This is a genomic window from Janthinobacterium sp. RA13, from assembly GCF_000745325.1.
GTDB lineage: Bacteria > Pseudomonadota > Gammaproteobacteria > Burkholderiales > Burkholderiaceae_D > Janthinobacterium > Janthinobacterium rivuli.
The window spans coordinates 5,935,085-5,960,428 of the sequence record NZ_JQNP01000001.1 but is presented as its reverse complement, the minus strand read 5'-3'; the positions used below and the strand labels follow the sequence as shown (position 1 = coordinate 5,960,428).

Sequence of the window (25,344 nt, the reverse complement as noted above, 5' to 3'; positions counted from 1 at the left end):
TTCTATTACATGTGCTCGATCATCACGGCGCCAAAACCCGAACACGACACTTGCGTGGCGCCTTCCATCAGACGGGCGAAGTCATAGGTGACGCGCTTCGAGGCGATCGATTTTTGCATCGAGGAAATGACCAAGTCCGCCGCTTCCAGCCAGCCCATGTGGCGCAGCATCATTTCCGCCGACAAAATCAAGGAACCGGGGTTCACATAATCCTTGCCCGCGTACTTCGGCGCCGTGCCGTGCGTCGCTTCGAACATGGCGACGGAGTCCGACAGGTTGGCGCCCGGCGCGATGCCGATGCCGCCCACTTGCGCCGCCAGCGCGTCGGAAATGTAATCGCCGTTCAAATTCAGGGTGGCGATGACGCTGTATTCAGCCGGACGCAGCAAAATCTGTTGCAGGAACGCGTCAGCGATGGAATCCTTGACGATGATATCGCGGCCCGTCTTCGGGTTCTTGAACTTGCACCATGGACCGCCATCGATCAGCTCGGCGCCGAATTCCTTTTGCGCCAGCGCATACGCCCAGTCGCGGAAGCCGCCTTCCGTATACTTCATGATGTTGCCTTTGTGCACGATCGTCACGGATGGCTTGTCATTGTCGATCGCGTACTGGATGGCCTTGCGCACCAGGCGCTCCGTGCCTTCGATGGAGACGGGCTTGATGCCCAGGCCCGACGTGGCCGGGAAGCGAATTTTCGTCACGCCCATTTCATTGACGAGGAAATCCATCAATTTCTTGGCTTCGGGCGAGCCTTGCTGGTACTCGATGCCGGCGTAGATATCTTCCGAGTTTTCGCGGAAAATCACCATATCCGTCTTTTCCGGCTCTTTCACTGGCGACGGCACACCCGTAAAGTAGCGCACGGGACGCAGGCAGACGTACAGATCGAGCTGCTGGCGCAAGGCCACGTTCAGCGAGCGGATGCCGCCGCCGACGGGTGTCGTCAGCGGACCCTTGATGGAAACGACGTAATCTTTGAGTACTTGCAGGGTTTCTTCCGGCAGCCACACGTCGGGGCCGTACACATTCGTCGATTTTTCGCCCGCATAGATTTCCATCCAGCTGATCTTGCGCGCGCCGCCGTAGGCCTTGGCCACGGCAGCGTCGATCACCTTGATCATGACCGGGCTGATGTCGATGCCCGTGCCATCGCCTTCAATGAAGGGAACGATGGGATTATCTGGTACATTCAGCGAAAAATCGGCGTTGACGGTGATTTTTTGGCCGTCAGCAGGTACAGTGATATGTTGATACATCGTGATCTCCGAAGTGGGACACACCGCTGGCGGGCAACACAGGCCGGCGACGCGCTCTGCGATTGCAGAGTTTACAAAAACAAGTCCGAACAAGGCGGCAACAACGCACTTTAGCAGGGAAAGAACACCCGGACCATCCGCGTCGCCAAAGAACCGCAGCGCCATAGTCTTCTATAAGACATAAGACTAACGTTTCACATTATGCACCAGTATCTTACAGGGCGCCACGCTTTTGCGGCGCCGACCAGCAGCCACCATCGTTTGCATCAATTTATCCAGCATGCCACTCATCCTCTTCAATAAACCATTCCAGGTCCTGTGCCAGTTTTCGCCGCAGGATGGCCGCACCACCCTGGCCGACCATCTCACCATCCCCGGCATCTACCCGGCCGGCCGGCTCGACGCCGACAGCGAAGGCTTGCTGCTGCTGACGGACGATGGCCGCCTGCAGCACGAGATCAGCCACCCGGACCGCAAGGAAGCGAAAACCTACCTGGTGCAGGTGGACGGCGTGCCCGACGCGGCCAGCCTGGCGCGCCTGCAGGCGCCGCTGGACCTGGGCGACTTCATCACCAAGCCATGCAAGGCCGTGCGCATCGCCGAGCCGGACTGGCTGTGGCCCCGCAATCCGCCCATCCGCGCGCGCGCCGACAAGCCCACCGCGTGGCTGGCAATCACTTTAAAAGAGGGAAAAAACCGGCAAGTGCGGCGCATGACGGCGGCCGTCGGCCTGCCCACCCTGCGCCTGGTGCGCAGCGCCATCGGCCCGTTCTCGCTGGCCAGCCATCCCTTGCTGCCCGGCGAATGGTGCGAAGTGCCGGCCGAGAACATAGGAAAAGCGTGAGCTGGACAAGAAAAAACAGCCGCGGCGTCGAATTTTGCCAATAAGCACTATTTATTTTTAGATAATGCATTAAAATCATCCCACCTTAACATGACAGAAAAGGAAAGATGATGAAAAAAGTAATCCTGGCCCTGGCCGCTACCCTGTTTGCTGGCGCCGCACTGGCGCAATCGGGCGCCAAGGTGCACGCTTCCGCCGCGACCGATGCCGTCAAGCCGCCACCCGCCTCGGCTGCCAGCCATGCGTCGGCCGCCACCGACGCCGTCAAGCCGGCGCCGCCGGCCTCGGCCACCGTCAACGCTTCGGCCGCGACGGATGCGGCGCGTTCCGGCGCATCAACCAAGGCTTCGGCCGCGACCGATGCGCCACGCCTGATTCCCCAGGCACGCAAGACGAAGCAGCCGGCCGCTGAAGCTGGCAAGCCCGTGAAGTAAGTGCAGTTCCCGGGGTTACGGCAGCAGCCATGTTGCTGTAACCCCACGCTTTCGGTGCGGACAGGCAGCATGCTTGACCAGGCAGCCGCCAGCATGGCTTAATCGCCGCTTCGCAGCCACCGTCACGCCCCCATGAAAAATTCCCTACGCCGTCTGATCCTGTCCACCGCCCTGCTGGCCTGCGCCGGCATTGCCCAAGCGCAAACAAAGAGCGTGCAACTGTCGGCTGGCATGCACTTGATCCAGGCGGAAGTGGCCGCCACGGAAGCGCAGCGCGAACAGGGTTTGATGTACCGTGAAAAAATGGAGGCCAATGCGGGCATGCTGTTCGTCTTTGGCAATCCATCGACGCAATGCATGTGGATGAAAAACACGCCGCTGCCCCTGTCCGTCGCCTTTATCGATGCCGGCGGCAAGATCGTCAACATCGAAGACATGCAGCCGCACACGCTCGACAGCCATTGCTCGACGAAGACCGTGCCCGTGCGCTATGCGCTGGAAATGCATCTGGGCTGGTTCAAGCAAAAGAACATCAAGCCAGGCATGAGCATCGGCAACTTGCCGGCCGCGCGCTAGGCGGTGGCCGCTGTCCATTGCGGACACGGCCGCGAGAAAGCGCGAGAAAGCGCGAAAAAGAACGCGAAAAAACCCGCCAGAATGAATCTGCGGGTTTTTGCTTTTCAACCAGTGCCAGCGTACCGGCACAGGCAAGGCCACCGTGGTGGCTTGCCTGCTGGCGAATATTAAGCGGACAGTGCTTTCAAAGCAGCTGCCAGACGGCTCTTATGGCGAGCTGCCTTGTTTTTGTGGATGATCTTCTTGTCAGCGATACGGTCGATGGTCGACACGGATGCTTGGAAGATTGCAGCAGCAGCTGCCTTGTCGCCGCCCTGGATCGCTTTGCGAGCAGCTTTGATAGCCGTGCGCAAGGTCGAACGTTGGGACGAATTGTGTGCGTTTTGCTTAACTGCTTGACGAGCGCGTTTGCGCGCTTGTGCGGTATTTGCCATGGAATTTCCTAAAACAGGGTCAAAGTGCGTTTGCAAACATTAGTGTTTGCCAACCGGTGCGTTCTGTGCGTCTGCCGAACCATGTGTGCCAAACCAGTGCCTGTCAAACATTAGTGTCTGCGTAACAGAATTCTGTACAGCCTTCGATTATAGCGATATTTTCAAGCGGGGGCAAATCAAAAAACCGTGTGTCACGCCAAAAACACGTGAAAATGGGCCTGGCAAGGGCGAATAGGCGGCGCTTGTTACCCGCTTGTTACCATATTTTAAGCGTTTGCCGGTACCGCGCCCGGCTATAATCTGCCCCCATGAACTTGCTTAAAACCCTCGCCGCCATTTCCAGCATGACCATGCTGTCCCGTGTAACCGGATTATTGCGCGAAAGCCTGTTCGCGCGCGCCTTTGGCGCCGGCGCCTACACGGACGCCTTCATTGTTGCCTTCCGCATCCCCAACCTGTTGCGCCGATTGTTTGCCGAGGGCGCGTTCTCGCAAGCCTTCGTGCCGATCTTGTCTGAATACAAGAACCAGCATGGCCAGGAAGCGAGCAAGCAACTGGCCGACCATGTGGCCACCACCCTGGTCTGGGCCACCTTGCTCGTGTCCGCCATCGGCATCGTCGGCGCGCCGTGGTTCGTCTACGCGATCGCCACGGGCCTGTCCAAGGATCCGGGCGCCTTTGACGCGGCCGTGTGGATGACGCGGTTGATGTTCCCCTATATTACTTGCATGTCCTTCGTGGCCCTGGCCGGCGGCATCTTGAATACCTGGCGCGAATTCAAGATTCCCGCGTTCACGCCGGTGCTGCTGAACCTGTCGTTCATCGCCGCCTCGCTGTTTCTCGCGCCCCATCTGGAGCAGCCGATCTACGCCATGGCCATTGCCGTGTTCGCCGGTGGCCTGCTGCAAGTGGCGATCCAGATTCCCGCGCTGATCAAGATCGGCATGCTGCCGCGCCTGTCGATCAATCCCGCCATCGGCCTGTCCGACGGCGGCGTGCGCCGCGTGCTGAAGAAGATGGGGCCGGCCGTGTTCGCCGTCTCGGCAGCGCAGATCAGCCTGATGATCAACACGAGCATCGCGTCGCGCCTGACGGAGGGCAGCATTTCCTGGCTGTCGTATGCGGACCGCCTGATGGAGTTTCCGACCGCCATGCTGGGCGTGGCCCTGGGCACCATCTTGCTGCCCAGCCTGTCGAAGGCGAACGTGGATGGCGACAAGACGGAATACTCGGCCCTGCTGGACTGGGGCTTGCGTTTGACGTTCCTGCTGGCCCTGCCCGCCGCCGTGGGCATGGCAACCCTTGCCACGCCGCTGATCGCCACCCTCTTCCATTACGGCAAATTTACGGCCGAATCCGTGACCATGTCGACGCAGCCGCTGGTGGCCTACAGCCTGGGCCTGATCGGCATCATCTTGGTAAAAACCCTGGCGCCCGCGTTTTATGCGCGCCAGGACATCCGCACGCCCGTGAAAATCGCCATCGGCGTGCTGATCGCCACGCAGCTGATGAATCTGCTGTTCGTGCCCTACATCGCCGTGGCCGGCCTGGCCCTGTCGATCGGCCTGGGCGCCTGTCTGAACGCCACTTTTCTCTATTGGGGCTTGCGCAAGCGCGGCATCTACCAGCCGAAACCGGGCTGGGCCAAGTTCTTCCTGCGCCTGCTGCCGGCACTCATCGTGATGGGCGGCGTGGCGTATGCTGGCGCCATGCGCATCGACTGGATCGCCATGCAAGCCCATCCGCTGTTGCGGGCCGGCGCGCTGGCCCTGGTGGTGGCCCTGTGCGGCGTGGCCTACTTTGCCACCTTGTTCCTCGTTGGCTTCCGCTTCCGCGATTTCAAGCGCCACGCGTAACAACATGCGCAGGACGTTGTTGCCTGCGTCTCGCCGTACTAGCGTACTGTCTTCGACTTGGCGCCTAGTCCTGCCCATGTTGTCGCAATCGCACACGTAACAAGAAACAAAAAAACCCGCCTCGGCGGGTTTTGTCATTCTGACCAACGAAAATCAGGCAGCTTTGCGGGCGCGGCGGGCCGCGAAGCCGACCAGCGCCAGGCCGCCCAGCAGCATGCCGTAGGTTTCCGGTTCCGGCACGGGCAAGGCGGAGACCGTGCCCACGTACTGGCCATTTTGCAAACCGCTCAAGCCCGACACACGCACCTCGTAGTTGCCCGCAGCCAGGGAACCGGCCCAGCTCAGGCTCTGGATACCGGCCACCGACGTCAGGGTCAGGTCGCCATAACCCACCAGTGTGGCGGCGAAGTTGCTGATCGCGCCTTCGGCAACGGAAAACGTTTGCAAGGCGCCAAACGAGGTCGACGATGGAGTCAGCAGCTTGAAGGTCCACAAATCATCGACCACCGAATTGGCGGCGAAATTGGTGGTGATCGATGCCCGCGTATCGAAGCCGCTCGGATCCAGGATACCCAGATTGTAAGTGGCCGCCGATGCGCTGAACGATGCTGCAGCCAGAATGCCTGCCGCGATAAATTTCAATTTCATAAATTATCCCTTAAAAGTAATTTATGGCCGCCAAGTGGGCCAGCCATCGCTTTAGTACTGAAAGTACCAGGCAGAATGGTAGCATAAAGACATTAAATTACTTGTAATTATTTTATTGAAATTTCATTTATTGAAAGTATTTCCTCTATGAAATGGTTATGAGTCAAGATGAATTTCCAGGTGAAAATAGTTGCCCTTGGATACTTCGTTGTTGACTTATGGTTAAAGCGCATTGCGCGCTTCTTGTTCTGCGCCGCTCTCTTCCTCCGGCTCCACCACCTCGGGCGGTACCGGTTCGGACGCTGGCGCGGCAGCTTGTGGCGGTGGAAACAAGGCAGGCGGAGCGGCGGCGTCTGCCGGCACCAGGGCCAGTCCCGCCGGCGGCACGGGCCCGCCAGCGACAAACTGCCACTCGGACAAGCGCGACCTGCCTTCAAAACCGGTGAAGCGGGCGTCAAAATTGCCCACTTTCAAAGGCGCGGACGACGACAGGCTATGCACGCCGATGATGCCCTGACGGCCGGGCTGGTACAGCAAGCCCCACTCGGCGCGTCCCGTGATGGGGTCCACATACAGCTTGCGCAAATGCCGGCGCACCTGCGGAAAGCGGGGGTCGCGCAGCAAGGCGGCCAGGCTCGGCGGCTGCTGCGGCTGGCCGGCTGGCGTGGCGCCCGCGTAACTCTGCAGCGCATCGACAAACTGCGCGCCGATGTCGAGCAATTCCTGCTCGGCCGCCTGGCGCTGCAGCAGGGAACCAATCTTCAGCCCGGCCGCCCCCACGAGGCCCAGGATGGCCACCACGATGATCAGGCCCAGATAAGTGAAACCACGCTGGCGGCGCGCAGGACGGTGCATGGCCGCTACCAGTCGGCGAACGGCGTGCCGCTGCGGTCCTTGCCGGGCGCGCCGCTCTTCACGTCATACACCTGGCCCGGCGTGTCGTCGGGTGGCGGCACGATGAGCCAGCTGCTGTCGCTGTCCGTGATGGGATCGATGGGCATGGCGCGCAGATATTTCTTTTCCACCAGTTGCTCCAGCGTATCGGGATAACGGCCCGTATCGCCGTGGAACTGGTCGATGGTCGCGCGCAGGTTGCGCAAGTTATCGGCCAGCACGGTTTCCTTCGCCTTGTCGAGGCTGGGAAAATAGCGGGGCACGGCCAGGGTCAGCAGCAGCGCCACGATGCCTAGCACCACCAGCAACTCGATCAGGGTAAAGCCGCGCGGGCGGGCGGCGCGGTCATGGACGGGCATGGTTCACCATAAACGGTAAGGCACGTTGTTCAGGCCGGTATTGTTGGAAGTCGAGTACACATCGTAGACATCGTCGCCTTCGCGCGGTTCGGCCGCCTCGCTGGCGTAGCTGCGCTTGCCCCACGTTTGCGCATCGCTGAGGCCAGCATCCGCATTGAACGGGTCGCGCGGCACGCGGCGCAGGAAAAACAGCTTGCTGCGCTTCGGGTTGCGCTGGTCCGGCACGCCCTCGACCAGCAGTTCCAGGCTTTTCGGATAGCCGCTGACGTCGGGCGCGCGCAGGACGCGGCCCTCGTCGCCGGCCCGTTTATAGGCGTCGAGCCCCTGGCGGATCTCGCGCAGCGCGCGCCGCAGCTCCTGCTCCTGGCGCCGCTGCACCGTCACCTGCGTGACGGGGATCACCAGGGTGGCCAGCACGCCCAGGATGGCCAGGGTCACCAGCAGCTCGATCAGGGTGAAGCCGCCTTGCCCGCCTTGCGCTTGCGCCAGTCTCATTTGGCGGGAGGCGGCGCCACCGGCACCGGCTGGCTGGACGAGAACGGCAAAGGCGCCGCCTGCAGCGGCACGGGCTGGCCAGCCGGTATCGGCAAGGGAGAGGCGGCCGGCTCGGGCGACGGCGCCACGTCCGGCGCCGGCACGCTCTGCGGCAAGGCCGCTGGCACCTGGCCGGGCGCCATCATCGGCTGCGCCGGCGCCGGCTGCATGCCGACGGCCGACGGGCCGGAACGCACGATCACCGTGCCCGGCATCTGCGTGGGCGCCTTGGCCGCCATGTCGGGCCGGCGGCGGAAGCTGCCCTCGGTGCCAGCGGAAAACTCCGACTCCTTCGCTTCCGGACGCTGCACCGTGCGCACCAGGTGCGGCGTGATCGACAGCACGATTTCCGTCTTCTGGCTATCGTCCTTGCTGCTGCCGAACAGCCGTCCCAGCACGGGGATGTCGCCCAGGCCCGGCACCTTGTTGCCCGAGCTGCGCTCTTCATTGTTGATCAGGCCCGCCAGTACCTGGTTTTCGCCATCCTTCAATTGCAGCATGGTCGACGCCTGGCGCGTGCCAATCTGGTACAGGGTCGAGCCGCTGCGGGTGGTGGTGGCCGCCCCCAGGTTGCTCACTTCCAGCGAAATGCGAATGCCCACTTCATTGTTCAAATAGATGGTCGGCTCGGCGTTCACCGTCAGGCCCACGTCCAGGTAGCTGACCGACTCGGACGCGAAGCCGCCCGTGCCCGGCGAAATGGTGGTGGTCACCACGGGTACCCTGTCGCCGATGACGAATTTCGCCTTTTCACGGTTGCGCACGCGGATGCGCGGGTTGGCCAGAATGTTCGCGTCGCCATCCGTCTTGTTGGCGTTTGCCGTCACGGCCAGGTTGCTCACGCCAATGGTGCGCTGGTTCAGATTATTCAGGTCGTTGATGGTCAGCCCGATCCCGCCCGAGGTGGAAAGCGGCGTCAGGGTCAGGCTCGATGGCCAGGCCACGCCCAGCTCCATCAGGCGGCTGCGCTTGACTTCGAGGATTTCCAGTTCCAGCACGACCTCCGCCTCCGGCACGTCCTGCAGCGCGATCAGGCGCTCGGCCAGGCGGATCGCCTCGGGCGTGTCGCGCACGATGACGAGATTGAGTTTTTCATCGGCCACCACGTCGCGCGTCTTCAAAATGGTCTTGAGCGTGTTGGCCACCTGTTTGGCATCCGCGTTCGCCAGGAAGAAGGTCTTTACCAGCACTTCCTGGTACTCCTTCAATTTTGCCGCCACGTTCGGGTAAATCAGAATCGTGTTCGCATCCATCACCTGCTGTTCCAGCTGGTTCGTCACCAGCAGGAAGTAGACGGCCGATTCCACCGTGCTGTTTTTCAGGAAGATCGACGTTTTCGCATCCGCCTTGACGTCCTTGTCGAAGACGAAATTGAGGCCGGAACGGCGCGCGATCAGCTCGAACACCTGTTTCAAGGGCGCGTCGCGAAACTCGATGGTGATCGGCTGCTTGTACGACTTGGCCAGGCCCGATTCAACGACGGGCGGCGCCGTCTTTTCATCGACCTCGCGCAGCAGCGCACGCGCGCCCGCATGGTTCGGCTGCTCCGTCAGGATGGCGTTCAGGCGCTGGCGCGCGGGGTCGTATTGTTTTGCATCAAACGCCGTGCGTGCGTCGGCCAGCAATTTCCCCTGGCGCTGCGCGCGCTCGAGCGCGCGCAAGCCGCTGTTGGCGCGCTCGTTCTGCGCATCGATTTCCAGCACACTCATGAAGGAAGCACGCGCCAGCTCGCCCTGCCCCGCCTGCGCCTGGCGCTCGGCCTGCTGCAAGCGGTTGCCGGTCGCCCGCTCGCGCGCCTGTAGATAGGCGCTGCGGTATTGCGCATTGCCAGGGTCTTGCTGTAGCGCTTCCTGCAGCTTTTGCAGGCCGGCCGGCACCTGATCTTGCGCAATCAGCTCGCGCCCGTCGCGGTAGGCTTGCTGCCCAGCGCAGCCGGACAGCAGCACCAGCATTACCGGCAGCAGCGCCGATGAAAAGGAACGAGGCATCACTCGGAAACTCCAATGTTGAGCTGCTGAACCTGGTTCAACGGCAGATAAGTGAGCGTCATGACGGGCGGCGCGATCGTCACGACCTTGTAGGCGCCATCGATGACGGTATGGGCGCGCACGATATACGTCTTGTCGGCGCGCGACAAAAAGACTTCCCAGGCGCCATCGGCGGCCGCCTTGCCCAGGTAGACGAAGGGCAGCGGCGGCGCCATCGGCGGGGGCGGCGGGGGCGCGGCCGTCACCGCTATTTTCGGCGGCGGATTCCAGTTCTGGCTCTGGAAGACAGCGCCAGCGCCATCGGCGCCGCCAAAGGTGTCGCCATCCTCGCCCGCCACTTCGCTGCGCGGCAGCAGCACCAGGATGGCCGGCTGCGCGGCTGGCGCCTTGGCGGCAGCATGGCGCGCGGGCGCGACGGCACGCTCCACCGCCTCGGCCACCTCGGCCACGGGCTGGCGCTCGCCGAACAGCAGCAAGGCGCCCGCGCCCAGCACGCCGGCCAGCATGAGACGATGGCGCGGCGTCATGGCGCCTCTCCCGCATCGCCAGGCGTATCGGTCAGATAAAAGGTCAGGCGCAAGCGCGCTTCGAGTTGCGTATCGGCGATCTGCTCGCGGCGGAAACTCAGTTCGTCGAGCGAAGCAAAGGGAACGGCGCGCAGCGCTTGCAGCGCGAACTGCGACACGGCCGCATAACTGCCTTTCAGCGGCAAGCTCACCTGGTATGTCGCGACCCTGCTGGCCTTGTCGTAGCCACTCTTGTATTCACCCTGCGCCAGCAGCAAGCCGTTTTTCGCGGCCAGGTCGAACAGCTGCTTGACTTGCTGCTCCGCGTGGCGCTGCTGTCCCAGGGCGGCATAAAAGCGCGCCAGGTTCTCGCTGGCCGTCGCCGGCGGCGCCGCGATGGCGACGGCCAGCACTGGCCGCGGCAAGGGCCGCGCTTCCAGTTGCGCCGCCACGGCGCGCTGCTGCCAGGCCCACGCCCAGGCTGCCACGCCCAGCGCGAGCAAGGCCACGGCCAGGCAGGCGGGCGCACCCAGGCGGCGCAGCAGCAGTTGCGCGCGCAGGCGCACGATTGCGAGGTCGATGGCCATCATGGCGTGCCCCAGCGCGCTTCGAGCTGGAAGCGCAGGGGTTTGTTCGGATCGAGCGCATTAATTTCATGGCGCAGCAGCTGCACGCGCGTGCCGAACAGCTCCTGCCGCTTCAGTTGCGCGATGTAGGCCACCATGGCGTCGCTACTGGTCGTCTCGGCCGTGATCTTCAGCACGCGCTTGCGCGCATCCGGCTCCAGCGCCAGCAGCGCGATGGCGGGCGGCGTGGCGCTGGCCAGCGCATCCTGCAGGTCGCGCCATGGCAGATTCAATTGCAGAATGGCCGCATTCACGGCTGCCGCCTGCGCCGGTGCGATCGGTGTCTGCGGTGCGCTCACCGGCCCCTGCGTGGCGGCCAGCACGCGCTGCTGCGCGCGCTGCAACTGCGCCTCGCTTGCCTGCTGGCGCTGCAGCGCGGCGCTGCCGCTGTACGCGGCCGTGACGGCCAGCACCGCGCCCAGCGCACCGATGCACCACGCCCAGACGGGTACGCGGTGCAGGCTGCGGCGCCAGTTGGGCGGCGCAAAATCGATATCGAGGCGCGTCATGCCACGCCTCCGCTATGCGCCAGCCGGGCCGCCGGCGACAAAACGCCTTCGCCATCCGGCGCGGAAAAAGCCTGGCAATGGAACGCTTGCGCCGGCGTCAGCCAGCCCGCTGGCGCCGCGCCGCACAACTGCAGCAGCGCCGGTGCGGGCACGCCTTGCAGCAACGCCTCGCGCGCCAGAGTCTGCGCCAGCCAGTCCCTGGCAGCGCCAGGCGGCACGGGCAGCGCGCGCACGGCGCGCAGACGGCCCTCGTGCCGCACGCCCAGGGTCAGGACGTGCTCCTGCAGCTGGCCAAACCAGGCGCCCGGCTTCAGCGCGCCGTGCCAGCGGTTCCAGTGGCGCGCGAATTGCGGCGTGATAAAGATCAATGCCAGCTTGCGTTCGGCCGCCACGCGGGTCAGCTGCGCCAGCAGTGCGCGCGGCACGGCGCAGAAAAACGGCGCGCGCGCATCCCAGGCGCCGCTGCTGCGCCACAGACCCGGTGCATCGCCATACAGCGACTGAAAGCGCAGCGCGGCGGCCGCCTCGATGTCGGCCAGGCGCGCGGCGCCTTGCGGCATGTCCACCTGCCACAGGCGCGCCAGCGCATCGTCGAGCACCACGGACAAGGGCCAGCGCGCGTATTGGCCAACTGGCAAAATCTGTTCCAGCGCCTGGCCCAGGGCGGCAAAGTCGCCATGAGGCGCATCGTCCGGCGCATACGCGGCTTCGCCCAGCGGCGTCCAGGCAGGTGCGCGCCAGCGGCTGCTGCGCCACAGGCTCACCTTGCCCGCCGCCACGCCCAGGCGCAGGGCTTGTCCAAAACCTCTACGCATGCAGGGTGACCCTCTTGATTTCCGTGATGGTGGTGGCGCCCCGCTTGACCAGTTCCAGCGCCGCCAGGCGCAGGCTGCGCGTGCCGTTCGCATACGCGGCCGCCTTGATCTGGCGGATAGGTTTTTTATCGACGATCAGTTCGCGGATTTCATCGGTCAGCACGAGGATTTCGGCGATCGAGCGGCGCCCCTTGTAGCCCGTGCCGCGGCAGTCGCCACAGCCCTTGCCCTGCTTGAATTGATACTGCGTAACGTCGGCGCGCGCCAGGCCCACGCTGGCCAGTTCCGCATCGTCGGGCGTGTAATCGGTGGCGCAATGGGGGCAGTTGGTGCGGATCAGGCGCTGCGCCCAGATGCCGTTCAGGGCCGAAACAAACGCATACGGGTCGATGCCCATGTGCGTAAAACGGCCGAACACGTCGAAGACATTATTCGCATGCACGGTGGTCAGCACCAAATGGCCCGTGAGGGCCGATTGCACGGCGATTTCCGCCGTTTCACGGTCGCGGATCTCGCCCACCATGATCTTGTCGGGGTCGTGCCGCAGGATCGAGCGCAAGCCCTTGGCAAAGGTCAGCCCCTTCTTTTCATTGACGGGGATTTGCAAAATGCCGGGCAGCTGGTATTCGACGGGGTCTTCGATGGTGATGATCTTTTCGCGCCCGTTATGGATTTCCGTCAGCGCCGCGTACAGGGTCGTCGTCTTGCCCGAACCCGTGGGACCGGTGACGAGCAGCATGCCGTAGGCTTCCTGCGCCAGCGCGCGCAAGGCTTCCAGCGAAGGCGCATCAAAACCCAGCGCTTCCAGGGTCAGGGCGCCGTAGGCCTCGATCATGGCGCGCTTGTCGAGGATACGAATGACGGCATCCTCGCCATGGATGCTGGGCATGATGGAGACGCGCAAGTCGATTTCGCGTCCGCCCGATTCGACGCGGAAGCTGCCGTCCTGCGGCACGCGGCGCTCGGCGATATCGAGTTCGGCCAGCACTTTCAGGCGCGAGATGATGTGTTCGGCCACTTCGATGCCGTTGACGGACGTGGCGTGATCGAGCACGCCGTCGACCCGGTACTTGACGGCCAGGCCGCCTGCCGTGCTTTCCAGGTGGATGTCCGAGGCGCCTGCTTTGAGCGCGTCATACAGGGTCGAGTTGACCAGCTTGACGGCGGGGCTGGCCGCTTCCGACACGCTGGCAAACGACAGCACGGCCGCCGTCTTGCCGTCGCGCCGCGCGTCCGTGGCGGCGCCGGGCAGCAGGCTGTCGACGGCGCGCGCCGATTCTTCCTGCTTCGACAAATAGGCGCCGATGTCGGCCTGCAGCGCCAGGCGCACGGTCAAGGCGCCCTGCCCCGCGCGCGCATTCAGCCAGGTTTGCAGGTCAAGGTCGAAAGGGTCGGCGATCACGCCCACCAGCTGGCCATCGGCGGCGCGCAGCAGCACGCTGTGGCGCGCCAGCGCCTGCGACAGGGGCAGCACGTCGAAGGCGGGAGACAGCGCCAGCATGTCGGCCGTTTCCAGCACGTCCAGGCCGAACGGACGCGCCAGTGCGCGCACCACGGCGCGCGCCTCGATGCCGCTCAGCTGCTGCAATTCCTCGACCAGGCTACGCTTCGATTGCCGGCTCAGGATGCGCGCGCGCTGCAGCAGCGCAGGATCGATGGCCACGCTGGCGACGGTGGTTTCGGTTTGCATCATGAAATATCGCCGGCAAGGTCAAAGATGGGCATGTACAGCAGGATCACGATGGCGCCCACGACCAGGCCGATGGCGGCCATCAGCAGCGGCTCGAACGTGCGCGTAAAACGGTCGATCCAGCGGCTGATTTCGCCATCGTAAAAGGCGGCAGACTGTGTCAGCATGGGGCCCATGTCGCCCGTGCGCTCGCCCACGCGCAGCATGCGCAGGGAAATCGGCGTCGTCAGTCGATGCTGCTCAAAGGCCGACGACAGGGGCTGGCCCGCCTCGATGGCGCCGCGCGCCTGCTGCAACGACGCCTGCATGCCCGGCGACACCATCGCCTGCACGGTGGCGATCGCCTGCACGATGGTGATGCCGCCTTCGGCCAGCATGCCCAGTGTCAGGTACAAGCGCGACAGTTCATAGATGCGCACGCGCTCGCCGATGCCGGGCAGCTTCGCCAGCAGGCGCGCCACGCCGCCATGGCGCAGCACGCGCCGCACGGCAGTGAACACGACGCTGCCGGCCAGCGCCAGCCCGAGCAACAGCAGCACGCCGTGTTCGGTGACGAACTGGCCCCAGCTGAGCATCACTTGCGACATCCACGGCAAGTTGCGCCCGGCGCCCTGGTAGACCTCGGCGAAACGGGGCACGACATAGCTGATCAGGAAGGCGCTGACGCCGCCGCCCACGGCCAGCAGGATGGCGGGATAAATGGCGGCGCTGACGATTTTACTGCGCACCGTATCGATGCGCTGCTGGTAGTCGATGTAGCGCGACAAGGCGCGCGGCAAGTCGCTCGTGCCCTCTGCCGCCTTGACGATGCCGATGTACAAGGGCGGAAACAGTTCCGCTTGTTCTGCCAGCACGGCGGAAAAGCGCTTGCCTTCGCGCAAACCTTCCAGCAGGCGCGTGAGCACGCTGCGCGTGGCCGGCGACGCTTCCTTTTCCAGCAAGGCTTCCAGCCCTTCGACGATGCCCAGGCCCGCGTTCAGCAGCGCCAGCAATTCCTGGCTGAACAGCAGCAGGGGCAAGGCCCGCGCGCGCTGGCGGCCGGCCGCGCTGAACGGCGTCGCCCGCAGCGGGCGGATGGCGCTGACGAACAGGCCGCGCGCCTCGGCCTGGCGGCGCGCGTCGGCTTCGTCGCGGCCGTCGATCACGCACGTCTGCAAGATAGTTACGGCCTGGTCCGTGGAAAGCGCGCGTACTTCGAACTGCATGATGGCTTATCCGTAGGAAAAAGAATGCGCTGGCGTTATTGCGAGCTGATGTCGGCGTTCTCGCCGCTGCCGCCCGGCTGGCCATCCTTGCCCATCGAGACGATGTCATATTCGCCCTTGCTGCCGGGCGCGCGGTATTGATAGGCATGGCCCCACGGGTCGAGCGGCACGGCCTTTTTCAGGTAGGGTCCATTCCAGCGTGTACCGGCGGCGGGCGGCGCGACCAGCAGCGCGGCCAGGCCTTCTTCCGTGGTCGGGTAGCGCCCCACGTCGAGGCGGTAGGTATCGAGCGATTTTTCAAACGCCTCGATCTGCGCCTTGGCCACCGTCACTTCGGATTTGCCCAATTGGGCGAAATATTTGGGGCCGACATAGGCCGCCAGCAAGCCGATGATGACGATGACGACCAGCAATTCGAGCAAGGTAAAGCCGCGCGCATGGCGCGTTGCCGCAAGGTTCTGCCTGTGTGCTGCATGCATCCGGTAACTCCTTCTTGCCTACCTTCAATACATTGCCGCCATGTGCGCCGCTAGTGGCCGCGCACAGACGGCGCGCGCCTGCCTGATGCCTAGCAGGCTACCATGCCGCTTATGGTTAATACAATCTTTTCTTTGTACTGAAAACAACAAAATTCCAGGGGAAACCATCTGATTTGCACTAACGCAAGTCGCGCGCCAGCCGCCATGCGGCAGGGGTACAATCGGCGCATGAGCGGCCATGCCGCCACCTGCCGAAGGAGCTTGCATGTCTGCAATCCGCTTGAGCCTTGCCATCCTGGCCGCTGCCAGCGTGCTGCCTGCCGGCGCGTCGGCGGCGCCGCAGCGACAGCCATATATTGTTGAACTGAGCCTGCAACTGCCCCCGCCGTCTGATGCAGGACAAAGGGAAGCCCAGCGGGAGGCGCAGCGGGAAAGTGGCCGGCGTGCCGTGCTGGCGCTGGTGCCCGATGCCACGGTGCAATATCATTACACGGCCGCGCTGAACGGCTTTGCCGCCCTGCTGACGCCGGACGAAGTCACGCGCCTGCGCGCCAGCCCGCTCGTGGCGCGCGTCGCGCCCGGCACCGAGGATCAGTTCAACGGTGGCGGCACGCACCAGACCGCCACACCCCGGCCCCAGCGCTAAGCGGCTTCAGGCGGCCAGCAAGCGCAGCGAGATGCCGCGCGACACGGCTTGCGTGCGGTTGCTCACGCCCAATAATTTGTAGATGCGCTGCAAGTGGCTTTTCACGGTCCCGCCGCTGATGCCGAGAATTTGCCCCACCTCTTCATTGCTCTTGCCGATGCTGACCCAGTGCAGCACTTCCAGCTCGCGCGCACTGGCCGCGCGCGCCACGCCGGCGAGTGCTGCCTGCGCGCCGTCCGGCAGCGCCAGCCAATGCAGGTGCATGCAGGGCAGCAGCAATTCCAGCACATAGGCCTGGCGCGCCGGATCGGTCCGGGGCACGCCGAACAAGGCAAAAAAACTGCCGCCGCCCGCCGCCGCGCTGCCATGCACCAACACGCCATCGAGGATGGCCACGCGCCGCCCGCCTGCGCGCCACGCTTGCGCCAGTCGTGCAACCTGCCCTTGGCGCGGGTCGCTCAGCGCCAGCACCTCGGCCTCGGTGAGCACCGCGCTATGCCAGGCCGCGCTGCGCACCACGCCGCCATCTGCGCCCAGTTGCGCACAAACGAGCACGGCATGCGGCAGCAGCGCCTGCAGCGGCCCCTGGCTCCACAGGAAAAAATCGCCGGGCACGGCGATGCCATGCGCGCCGAGTATGGCGTGCAGCAAGTATTCCTGTTCCCGCCCCGTCAGCAGCATCAGGCGCACACGGCGGTGTCAAGGGCATCCAGCGCCAGATAGCGGTAACCGCTGCCGCGCACGGTTTCGATGCGGTGGCCGCAGCCGCCCGGCTGCAAGGCGTGGCGCAAGCGTCCCACGTGGGCGTCGACCGTACGCTCGTCGAGATAGGCCGCATGGCCCCACACCTGGTCCAGCAGCTGCGCGCGGCTATGCACCCTGCCCGGATGGTCCATGAGGAAATGCAGCAGCTTGAATTCCACGCGGCCCAGGCTGACTGGCACCTTGCCGGCCGTCACGCGCCGGGTGTGCGGATCGAGGCGCAAGGCGATGGCCCCGGCCGTGCCTGCGCCTGCGCGCAAGACCGCTGGCGCGCGGCGGCGCAGCAGCGCGTGCACGCGGGCCAGCATTTCACGGGGACCGACAGGTTTGCACAGATAATCGTCGGCGCCGCTGTCCAGCGCCAGCACCTTGTCTTGCTCGCTGTCGCGGGCGCTGACCATGATGATGGGCAAGTCGCACAGCACGCCATCCTGGCGCAGCTGGCGCAGCAGCGCGATGCCAGATGCATCCGGCAGATCCCATTCCAGCAACAATACATCGGGCGGGTCAGCCGCCAGCAGCGCCAGCGCGCCGCGCGCATCCACGGCGCAGCTGACCCGGTAACCGGCCCCCGCCAGGTTATGCGCCAGCAGCGCTTGCATGGCGGGCGCAGGGTTCAGCACCAGGATATGGCCAGGCATCGATGCATCTCCCAAAAAAGTTGGCGGCAGTCCATGAAAAACTAGACTGCCCGACAAGTTTTTGACTATGCATCAAGCGTAAAACAGTGGCCAATACAATTTAGTTTCCTGATTTATAGCTATTACGAATAAATAGACTAGGCGCGTGTGACAGCTTGGCGGCGGCGCAGGGCAAAACCGATCAGCGCCAGGCCGCCCGTCAGCATCATCCATTCCGACGCTTCCGGCACGGCCGAGATCGTCGCGATGCTGGCGTAGCTGCTGCCCGTAATGCTGGCGGGCAAGCCACCGTTCAGCGGCGTCAGTTCGAATTGCACGAGGTTGCCATTTGCATTGCCCAGGTAAGTGGTGCCTGTGTAGTCGAGCAAGCCCACGCCAAACGTCGTGCCCGCGTTGCCAGCCGTGCTCAGGAAGTCGCCGCCGAAGACGACGTTGAAACCGAACTTGCCACCCAGGGTCACGTTGTGAAACCAGTCGTTGTAGGCGCCGCTGTTACCAAAGGTCAAGGTGCCGGGCACGCTGCCGCTGACGTTGCCTTCCAGCGATTCGAGCGCGCCGAACGCGCCCGAAAAATTGCTCAGCACGGCGCTGGCGCCGGGCACGGGGCTGTTACCGGCGATAAAGGCGAAGTCGAGGAAGCCGGCGCCCGAAAACTGGCTCGTGTCGATTTCCACGCGGTAGCCGAGCGGGTCCGCCAGTACCACGCTGGAGCTGGCGGCCAGCACGGCCGCCAGCACGGCGCGGCGCAGAGTCAGATTAAGTGTCGTTGTCAACATGATGGGGTCCTTAGAAGTTGCCGGCGAAAATGCTGGCGGAATAATGGATCGTCACTTTCGACGGATTGCTGAAACTGACGGCAAACGAGGCCGTCGCGCCCGGCGCCAGGCTGGCCGCGTTGACGGTGACGTAGGCGGCGCCCGCATGGCTACCCGTGGCATTGGCCAGGGTCACGCTGGCCGGCAAGCCGCCAAACACCACCTGGAACGGGCCGTTGAGCGTGCTCGTGCCCGTATTTGTGAACGAGAACGTGCCCGTGTATTTTTGCGTCGCGCGGTTGTAGCTCAGGCCCGAGCTCGCTTGCGCCACGCCGGCCGTGATGTCGCGGTAGGCAGGCTGCAGGTCCAGGCTGATGACGACGGGGTCGTGGTCCGAAGCGCGGTAGGGCAAGCCGTTGTACAAGTCTTGCGGCTTGGCCGAATCGATGTTGTAGTCGATCACTTCCGGCTCGTCCGCATTCACATGCCATTCGGCCACGCCGGCCACTTGCGGGCTCAGCGAGGCGCTGGCCAGCGCATGGTCGAGGTAGCCGCTCTGGCCGCCGAATACATACGAGTACGGCATGCCGGACGGCCGCACGAAACGCTCGAGTTCATTGACGAAGCCGGCGCCCGTGATGACCTGGATCGGGTCTTCCGCGCCATACGAATTCAAGTCTCCGATGACCAGCACGTCCGCGTCGCCGGCAGCGGCCGCCACCTGCGGCACGAAGCTGCCCACCAGACGCTGGGCTTGCTGCACGCGGGTAGCGTTCCAGCAGCTCTGGCTGTCGTTCTGGTCCGCGTCCAGCCCGCTCGACGGGCAGCTGCCCTTCGATTTCAGGTGGTTGACGATCAGCGAGAATTTCTCGCCATTGCTTGCAAGGAAAGTTTGCGCCATCGGTGGGCGATTGTTGATGGCGTTGGCGTCCGACAAGGCGCCGCCCACCAGGCCCAGCTTGCCTGGCTTGTAGATCATCGCCACGCGGATGGCGTCCGTGCCCGTGGCGGCCGGTTTCGGCACCACGGCATAGGTGACGCCGCCGATGGCCGCGTTGAGCTGCTCGACGAGGTAAGTGACGGCGATTTCGCCATTGTTCTGGATTTCCATCAAACCCACCACGTCCGCATCGATGGCTTTCAGTTCGGCGACGATCTTGTCGCGCTGGCGCTCGAACTCGGCCAGGTTGTCGGCGCCGCGGCAATTGCTCTTGGTGGTCGAAGTGCCGACGGTACAGCCCTGCCCCGTTTGCCCAAAGATATTGTTGCCATTCGTAAAGGTCGTAAAGAAATTGAGCACATTCGCGCTGGCCACCTTGACATTGCCGGATGGAAGTTCCTGGCTACCCGTGCGCGGATTGTCGCGCGAGAATTGCGGCGTCTGCGTCGGCTGCAATTTGTAGGCGGCGCCGCCACCGCCGATGGCGCCGAAATCCACCACGCCCGTCAAGTCGGCCACCGTATCGCCGCTGCGCACGGTATTGTCCTGGCCGATGTACGGTATCGTCACCGGCGCCACGAAAATACCATCATCGAGCACAATCAGGTTGTTCGCATTGGCGGCGATCAAGGCTTGCGCCTCGGCGGAGCCAGCCGGATGGCGATTGGTCGGCACTTCGCGCCGGCCCGCCGACAGGGTCAGCTCGCCGCGCGCACCCAGGTAGGCGTTTTGCGACACGGTCAACGGTTGCGTGAAGCGCACCAGCATGCCTTCCACGGCGGCCAGGTTTTCGTTCGGTAAGGTTACATTCGTCGGCACGATGCCGTGGCCAGCGCCTTGCGTGAGGATGGCCGTCACGTCCTTGAATTCCGTATAGGAATTTTTCGCGCCCGAGGGCGTGTATTCGACCACCGTGCCCGTCACGCGCACCAGTTCGCCCGGCTGCACGGTGGTGGCCGTCGCGCCCGTGTATACAAAGATACCGTCCGACGTCGATGGGTCGCCATCGCCGGCCGCGTCCTGCATGAAGAAGCCCGTGCCCACTTTCAGGGTCACCACGCCTTCCGTCGTTTGCACGGAATTGGCATACGGGCTGGCCGCGCCCGATCCCTGGATTTGCGGAATCGTGTGGCTGACGGCGGCCAGGCCTTGCACGGCGACATCGATCTTGCAGCTGGCGCTTTGCTGCTGGTCATTGCTGAAGCTGACGATGACGGGATAATTGCCCACCGGCACGCCAGCGGCCACCAGCAGGCTGACCATGGCGCTCTCGCCCGCCACGCCGGCCGCGCTGAAATTGGCCAGGCTGATGCCGGCCACGGCGGGCGAACTCAAGGTGGCGGCATTCACGACGCCATCCACGTCGGACGCGCGCAGCACGGCATTGCCGCCATTGCCCACGGCCAAGGCCAAGCTGGCCGGGCAGCTGGTAATGATCTGGTGCACGACCGGGCCGCCGCAGACATTCAGCGGCGAGGCCGTATTGCGCGGCGTCACGCTGCCGGTGGCAAAATCAACGCTGTTATCGTCCGTGTCGCCGCAGCCGCCATTCGCGCGCAGGATAGACAAGGTATTCGATGGTGCTTGTGCCACGGCGCCTTCAAAACCGTTGGCCGTGCCGAAGCCGACCAAGTCGATGACGGCCGCGCCCGTAGGGCTGGCGCCCGTTTGCGCCGTCTTGCCATTGCTCAGCAATACCTTGCCTGCCGTGCCGGACATGGCCAGGCTGCCCGTGGCGTCCGGCGTGGGCAAGTCTTGCGTGCCGCCCGTGCCCTTGGCTTGCTGAACCAGCAAATACTGGCCAGCTTGCAAATCGATAGCCGGCAAGGCCGTCACGGACCAGCTCGTGCCAGCGGCGGACGCGTATTGCACGCTCCAGTTGCTCAAGTTGACGGGACTGGCGCCACGGTTGAACAGCTCGATGAAATCGTTGCGGTACACGGCCCCCGTGTTGCCGCCACCGCCATACACCTGGCTGATGACGACGTCGGAGGCGGCCAGGGCAGGCAGCGACAGGCTGGCCAGCACGGCGGCCATGACCGTCAGGCGCAGCGGTTTGCCCAGGGACAGGGGTGAAACGGACACGGCGGCAAGGTGGGAAGTCATGGTTTTCCTGGTCAGTAAAATGACAACGAACTTATGATTTACATACGAATGTACATACTAAACAGGCTGCATGACGAGTTGATGACATTTCATTAAGCTGAACGGAGTAATGCGCAGCCAGGAGCACGGCTGGCGGCCGCATGCCATCAGTATCCTTTCAACAACGCCATGCCTTGCAAAGCAATCCCGGCCGTTACGCAGCCGCACAATATGATATAATTCAAACAAATAAGTTTAGTTCATGACAATAAATTAAACGGCAACACCAGACCCAGTAGTGCAGGCCCCATCCATGCCTGACCTTGAAACGCACTCCCACCTTGCTCGCAACGGTAGCCTGGACGGGAGCGGCAACATTCGCAGTGGATACACGCGCCGAGCGGCGCACCCTTCCATGCTTTTTGAGAGATCGATCATGCCAACACCAATTTTCACGCCAGCCTCTTCCCGTCCCTTGCTGCTGGCCGCAGCATTGATGCTGTTCGGCGCCAGCGTCCAGGCGCAAACGGCCGCGCCTGCGCAAAAGAATGAAAAGAATTGCCAGGCCAGCACGCAGTCGGCGAATGGCAATACGAAAGATGCCAACCTCGATGGCACCTACAGCGCTTGCAGCCTGTCCAACGGCTTCATCGGCGCAGGCACGCGCACCAATGACGGCACGAACAAGACGCCGGAATTTGACGGCATCGCGTCCGACCAGGAATTCCGCAAGGCTCCCGCGGCCGAAAGCAATCAGCGCCTGGCCGCGCGCCAGTTGCCTGCCGGTGCCGCTGCCGGAGAACCGAGCAAGGCGCTCGCCAGCAGCGACCGCGACTTCAGCTTTGCCACGCGCGACTTCGTCGCTTCCGAAGAAAACCGCCCCTTCGATGACGCGGCCGGCTACCGTGGCCCGGGCCGTTCGTATCAGGGCCGCAGCGGCGACACCCAGGCGCCGTTGATCGTTTCCTCGTCGCTGGGTGAAAACTTGCCCACAGGCAGCAACGGTGTCGGCGGCGGCGGTTCGGGTGGCGGCTTCACGGGCGGCAGCATCCTCCCCGTGACACCGGAAATCCCAGCCGTGCCGGAACCGGAAACCTATGCCATGCTGCTGGCCGGACTGGGCCTCGTCGCCCTGGCGCGCCGCCGCAGGAGCAAATAACGCACCGTGAACGCCGCAGTATAAGAAAAGGCCCGCAAGGGCCTTTTTTATTGTCTGAAAGAATCTGGCTTCAGCGCCTGAAGCCCGCATACGGGGCGGCCAGCGGGTCGCCGATGAACAGGCCCTGGGCCGGCCACAGCACGCTGCCCCAGTACGCTTCCAGCGCCGTGCTGCCGGACAGGTAGCGGCGCAGCAGCACGGTCGGATTGGGAAACTTCTGCCAATAGCTGCACGGTTCGCTGACGGTGCCATAGCTGGCCGTCGCGCCCGCTTCCAGCCAACGCTGGCTGCTCATCTGGCTATTGCCCTGTAAGTCACCGCCAAACGAGGTCAAATGGTCGGCCAGGGCGCCGGGCAGAAAACGCAGGGTTTCCAGCTTGGCCACCTTGGCCTGCCCCGTCTGGTACACCATGATGTCTTGCGCCCCTTCCAGGCTGTCCGCCTTGAGGTTCTTGACGGTCAGCTTGCGCTGGCGCACGACGCCGGCGGGCGGAAAGAAACCGGCCCGGCTGTTGCGCGCCGCGTCGCTGGTGGTCAGATAGTACGCGCTGGCGGCCGGCACGGAAAAGCCGCTGACGGCGCCCCGGTCCACCACGGCCTTGGCCTCTTCCACGAAATCGATGGGCAGCAGCATCGACAAGCGCAAGCCCAGCTGCGTGTAAGGCTGCGCCGCTTCGCTGTTGAAATACGCGCTGGGCTTGCCGGGGTCGCACGTCTTCGCGCATTGATCCCCGTCATAACCCAGGGTAAAAGCCGAGGTGATGGCATTGCATTCGACGGCATACGGCGCGCTCCACACCATCAGCACGGCCTGGATCTCGGGTTTCAGCTGCGCATTGATGCGCTCCTTCAACTGCGCGAACTGATCGATGCTGAGCTTGCGGGGGCGGTTGGGAATGTTGACGTGCGCCACATTGGCGGCCGGAATGCCGTGCGCCTTGCGGTAATACTCGCCCACTTCGATACTGTTGGGCTCGGCGTCGTTGATGACGATGGCCAGCTGCGACGCCTGCAATCCGGGCGGGGCCGCAGGTGGGACAGGTGCGACAGGCTCGGCATGGGCGGCGGCGGCCAGCGCCAGCGAAAGACAAAGGAAGTTGCGCAAGGGTCGGTGCACCGGTAAGGGAGGGATCGGAGGCAGGCGGCCAGGGGCGCGGCTGCCCTCCGATTATAGCGCCATCAGGCGCGCTGGTAGACATCCTCCAGGCGCACGATGTCGTCTTCGCCCAGGTAGCTGCCCGACTGCACTTCGATCAGGTGCAAGGGCAGCTTGCCCGGATTTTCCAGCCGGTGCGTCATGCCGATGGGGATGTAGGTCGATTCGTTTTCCGTGAGTAAAGTCACCTTCTCGCCGCACGTCACTTGCGCCGTGCCGCTGACCACCACCCAGTGTTCGGCGCGGTGGTGATGCATCTGCAAGGACAGCTTGCCGCCCGGATTGACGGTGATGCGCTTGACCTGGAAGCGCTCGCCGATATCGATGCCTTCATAACTGCCCCACGGGCGGTACACCTTGCGGTGCTGCACGTGTTCGCTGCGTCCCGCCTGCTTCAAGTGGTCGACCACCTGTTTCACGCGCTGCACCTGGTTCTTGTGCGCCACCAGGATGGCGTCGTCCGTTTCCACCACGATCAAGTCCTGCACGCCCAGCACGGCCACCATGCGGCGCTCGGCGCGCACCAGGCAATTGCGCACGCCGTCGAGGTACACGTCGCCGCGCACCACGTTGCCGTTGGCGTCCCCAGCTTGCACTTCCCACAGGGCCGACCATGATCCCACATCGCTCCAGCCGATGGCGGCCGGCAGCACCACCGCATGCGCCGTATGCTCCATGACGGCATAGTCGATCGAATCGGATGGGCAGGCGGCGAAGGCCTGCTCTTCCAGGCGGCAGAAATCGAGGTCCCGGTAGCCGTCGCGCACGGCCGTTTCGCAGGCGGCCAGCATGGCGGGCTGGAATTGCCCCAGCTCGCCCAGATAGCGTTCGGCGCGGAACATGAACATGCCGCTGTTCCAGGAATAATTACCAGCGGCAAGGAACGACTGCGCCGTGGCCAGGTCCGGCTTTTCCACGAAACGCTCGACCTTGCAGCCCACGGCGCCAGGGCTGACGGGCGCGCCGCTGCGGATATAGCCATAGCCCGTTTCCGGCGCCGTCGGCACGATGCCGAAGGTGGCCAGCGCACCATCGGCCGCCAGCAGTGCCGCCTCGGCGATGGCCTGGTGAAACGCGGCCACGTCGGTGATGACATGGTCGGCCGGCAAGACCAGCATCAGCGCCTGCGGGTCGATGGCCAGCAGGTATTGCGCGGCCACGGCCACGGCCGGCGCCGTGTTGCGCCCCACCGGTTCGAGCAAGATGCCCAGCGGCGGCAAGCCGATTTCGCGGAGTTGCTCGGCCACCATGAAGCGGTGTTCATTGCCGCACACCACCAGCGGCGGCATGACCTCGAAACCGGCCAGTCCGCTATCGCCGGCACGGCGGTTGGGCAGGCTGGTGACGCGCAGCGCCGTTTCCTGCAGCATGGTCTTGTCCGTTACCAGCGGCAATAGTTGCTTGGGCAGCACGGCGCGCGACAGCGGCCATAAACGGGTGCCCGAACCGCCGGACAGGATGACTGGGTAAATTTTCATGGTTTCATTTCAAAAACAGTTTATTGGGCAGCATTTACTAGGCAGCAATTATTGGGCAGCAATTAT

26 protein-coding genes are annotated in these 25,344 nt (G+C 64.0%); 6 read left to right on the top strand and 20 right to left on the bottom strand.

What is annotated here, in order from left to right:
* Window positions 1–5 precede the first annotated feature (5 nt).
* Window positions 6–1,259 (bottom strand): NADP-dependent isocitrate dehydrogenase, encoded by a 1,254-nt coding sequence (gene icd / locus FG13_RS26445; protein ID WP_035825883.1) that lies wholly within the window; start codon window positions 1,257–1,259, stop codon window positions 6–8.
* A 280-nt stretch (window positions 1,260–1,539) separates the two neighbouring features.
* Between icd and FG13_RS26440 the strand changes: the two genes are divergently transcribed.
* The 3 genes from FG13_RS26440 to FG13_RS26430 all read left to right on the top strand — a co-directional run bounded on the left by FG13_RS26440 (window position 1,540) and on the right by FG13_RS26430 (window position 3,113).
* Entirely contained in the window at window positions 1,540–2,103 is a 564-nt protein-coding gene (locus tag FG13_RS26440) for a pseudouridine synthase (RefSeq protein ID WP_035825881.1), read from the top strand.
* A gap of 107 nt (window positions 2,104–2,210) precedes the next feature.
* Complete coding sequence (locus tag FG13_RS26435) at window positions 2,211–2,537, top strand: proteophosphoglycan 5 (protein WP_152598873.1); 327 nt, start codon at window positions 2,211–2,213, stop codon at window positions 2,535–2,537.
* A 132-nt stretch (window positions 2,538–2,669) separates the two neighbouring features.
* Complete coding sequence (locus tag FG13_RS26430) at window positions 2,670–3,113, top strand: DUF192 domain-containing protein (protein WP_035825877.1); 444 nt, start codon at window positions 2,670–2,672, stop codon at window positions 3,111–3,113.
* A 167-nt stretch (window positions 3,114–3,280) separates the two neighbouring features.
* Here the strand turns inward: FG13_RS26430 and rpsT are convergent, their stop codons facing one another.
* The gene (gene rpsT, locus FG13_RS26425) at window positions 3,281–3,547 is read right to left on the bottom strand and encodes a 30S ribosomal protein S20 (RefSeq protein WP_010395935.1); all 267 of its coding nucleotides are present in this window, start codon (window positions 3,545–3,547) and stop codon (window positions 3,281–3,283) included.
* A 308-nt stretch (window positions 3,548–3,855) separates the two neighbouring features.
* Between rpsT and murJ the strand changes: the two genes are divergently transcribed.
* Window positions 3,856–5,403, top strand: coding sequence for a murein biosynthesis integral membrane protein MurJ (gene murJ / locus FG13_RS26420; RefSeq protein WP_035825871.1), 1,548 nt, complete (start codon window positions 3,856–3,858; stop codon window positions 5,401–5,403).
* Between the two features lie 153 nt (window positions 5,404–5,556).
* Here the strand turns inward: murJ and FG13_RS26415 are convergent, their stop codons facing one another.
* The 12 genes from FG13_RS26415 to gspG form a co-directional block, all read right to left on the bottom strand.
* Window positions 5,557–6,051 carry an FxDxF family PEP-CTERM protein gene (locus tag FG13_RS26415; RefSeq protein WP_035825867.1) on the bottom strand — a complete coding sequence of 165 codons (495 nt, stop codon included), beginning with the start codon at window positions 6,049–6,051 and terminating at the stop codon, window positions 5,557–5,559.
* A gap of 222 nt (window positions 6,052–6,273) precedes the next feature.
* Window positions 6,274–6,906, bottom strand: a complete 633-nt coding sequence (locus tag FG13_RS26410) for a type II secretion system protein (protein ID WP_035825864.1) — start codon at window positions 6,904–6,906, stop codon at window positions 6,274–6,276.
* A 5-nt stretch (window positions 6,907–6,911) separates the two neighbouring features.
* Window positions 6,912–7,304: a type II secretion system protein gene (locus tag FG13_RS26405; protein WP_035825860.1), complete on the bottom strand. Its 393-nt coding sequence runs from the start codon at window positions 7,302–7,304 to the stop codon at window positions 6,912–6,914.
* Window positions 7,305–7,307: 3 nt separating this feature from the next.
* Window positions 7,308–7,799, bottom strand: a complete 492-nt coding sequence (locus tag FG13_RS26400) for a type II secretion system protein (protein ID WP_035825858.1) — start codon at window positions 7,797–7,799, stop codon at window positions 7,308–7,310.
* Window positions 7,796–9,826, bottom strand: a complete 2,031-nt coding sequence (locus FG13_RS26395; RefSeq protein WP_035825856.1) for a secretin N-terminal domain-containing protein — start codon at window positions 9,824–9,826, stop codon at window positions 7,796–7,798. Before FG13_RS26395 ends, FG13_RS26400 begins: the two co-directional genes overlap by 4 nt.
* Window positions 9,826–10,353, bottom strand: coding sequence for a hypothetical protein (locus tag FG13_RS26390; protein WP_035825853.1), 528 nt, complete (start codon window positions 10,351–10,353; stop codon window positions 9,826–9,828). Before FG13_RS26390 ends, FG13_RS26395 begins: the two co-directional genes overlap by 1 nt.
* Entirely contained in the window at window positions 10,350–10,922 is a 573-nt protein-coding gene (locus tag FG13_RS26385) for a hypothetical protein (protein ID WP_035825851.1), read from the bottom strand. The genes FG13_RS26390 and FG13_RS26385 overlap by 4 nt, the downstream gene beginning before the upstream one ends.
* Entirely contained in the window at window positions 10,919–11,467 is a 549-nt protein-coding gene (locus FG13_RS26380; RefSeq protein ID WP_035825849.1) for a hypothetical protein, read from the bottom strand. Before FG13_RS26380 ends, FG13_RS26385 begins: the two co-directional genes overlap by 4 nt.
* Window positions 11,464–12,282: a hypothetical protein gene (locus tag FG13_RS26375; RefSeq protein WP_051959477.1), complete on the bottom strand. Its 819-nt coding sequence runs from the start codon at window positions 12,280–12,282 to the stop codon at window positions 11,464–11,466. Before FG13_RS26375 ends, FG13_RS26380 begins: the two co-directional genes overlap by 4 nt.
* A complete protein-coding gene (locus FG13_RS26370) occupies window positions 12,275–13,972 on the bottom strand; it encodes a GspE/PulE family protein (protein ID WP_035828817.1) in 1,698 nt (565 codons plus the stop codon). Before FG13_RS26370 ends, FG13_RS26375 begins: the two co-directional genes overlap by 8 nt.
* Window positions 13,972–15,177 (bottom strand): type II secretion system F family protein, encoded by a 1,206-nt coding sequence (locus tag FG13_RS26365; protein WP_035825847.1) that lies wholly within the window; start codon window positions 15,175–15,177, stop codon window positions 13,972–13,974. Before FG13_RS26365 ends, FG13_RS26370 begins: the two co-directional genes overlap by 1 nt.
* A gap of 35 nt (window positions 15,178–15,212) precedes the next feature.
* The gene (gspG, locus tag FG13_RS26360) at window positions 15,213–15,656 is read right to left on the bottom strand and encodes a type II secretion system major pseudopilin GspG (protein WP_034751618.1); all 444 of its coding nucleotides are present in this window, start codon (window positions 15,654–15,656) and stop codon (window positions 15,213–15,215) included.
* Window positions 15,657–15,921: 265 nt separating this feature from the next.
* Between gspG and FG13_RS26355 the strand changes: the two genes are divergently transcribed.
* A complete protein-coding gene (locus FG13_RS26355) occupies window positions 15,922–16,302 on the top strand; it encodes a protease inhibitor I9 family protein (RefSeq protein ID WP_158300057.1) in 381 nt (126 codons plus the stop codon).
* 6 nt (window positions 16,303–16,308) lie between these two features.
* Here the strand turns inward: FG13_RS26355 and FG13_RS26350 are convergent, their stop codons facing one another.
* From FG13_RS26350 to FG13_RS26335, 4 genes are all read right to left on the bottom strand, one after another.
* Window positions 16,309–16,983 carry a LuxR C-terminal-related transcriptional regulator gene (locus FG13_RS26350; protein ID WP_035828814.1) on the bottom strand — a complete coding sequence of 225 codons (675 nt, stop codon included), beginning with the start codon at window positions 16,981–16,983 and terminating at the stop codon, window positions 16,309–16,311.
* Window positions 16,983–17,705: a winged helix-turn-helix domain-containing protein gene (locus FG13_RS26345; RefSeq protein ID WP_035825843.1), complete on the bottom strand. Its 723-nt coding sequence runs from the start codon at window positions 17,703–17,705 to the stop codon at window positions 16,983–16,985. Before FG13_RS26345 ends, FG13_RS26350 begins: the two co-directional genes overlap by 1 nt.
* Before the next feature lie 137 nt (window positions 17,706–17,842).
* A complete protein-coding gene (locus FG13_RS26340; protein ID WP_152598872.1) occupies window positions 17,843–18,481 on the bottom strand; it encodes an NF038129 family PEP-CTERM protein in 639 nt (212 codons plus the stop codon).
* Window positions 18,482–18,491: 10 nt separating this feature from the next.
* On the bottom strand, window positions 18,492–21,506 hold the full coding sequence (locus FG13_RS26335) for an ExeM/NucH family extracellular endonuclease (protein WP_051959475.1): 3,015 nt from the start codon (window positions 21,504–21,506) through the stop codon (window positions 18,492–18,494).
* A gap of 415 nt (window positions 21,507–21,921) precedes the next feature.
* On the opposite strand from FG13_RS26335, the gene FG13_RS31030 reads away from it, so the two are divergent.
* Window positions 21,922–22,644 (top strand): PEP-CTERM sorting domain-containing protein, encoded by a 723-nt coding sequence (locus FG13_RS31030; protein ID WP_235211810.1) that lies wholly within the window; start codon window positions 21,922–21,924, stop codon window positions 22,642–22,644.
* Between the two features lie 70 nt (window positions 22,645–22,714).
* Here the strand turns inward: FG13_RS31030 and FG13_RS26325 are convergent, their stop codons facing one another.
* A complete protein-coding gene (locus FG13_RS26325; RefSeq protein WP_035825836.1) occupies window positions 22,715–23,749 on the bottom strand; it encodes a TIGR03790 family protein in 1,035 nt (344 codons plus the stop codon).
* A 74-nt stretch (window positions 23,750–23,823) separates the two neighbouring features.
* Window positions 23,824–25,278 (bottom strand): mannose-1-phosphate guanylyltransferase/mannose-6-phosphate isomerase, encoded by a 1,455-nt coding sequence (locus FG13_RS26320; protein WP_035825834.1) that lies wholly within the window; start codon window positions 25,276–25,278, stop codon window positions 23,824–23,826.
* Window positions 25,279–25,344 lie beyond the last annotated feature (66 nt).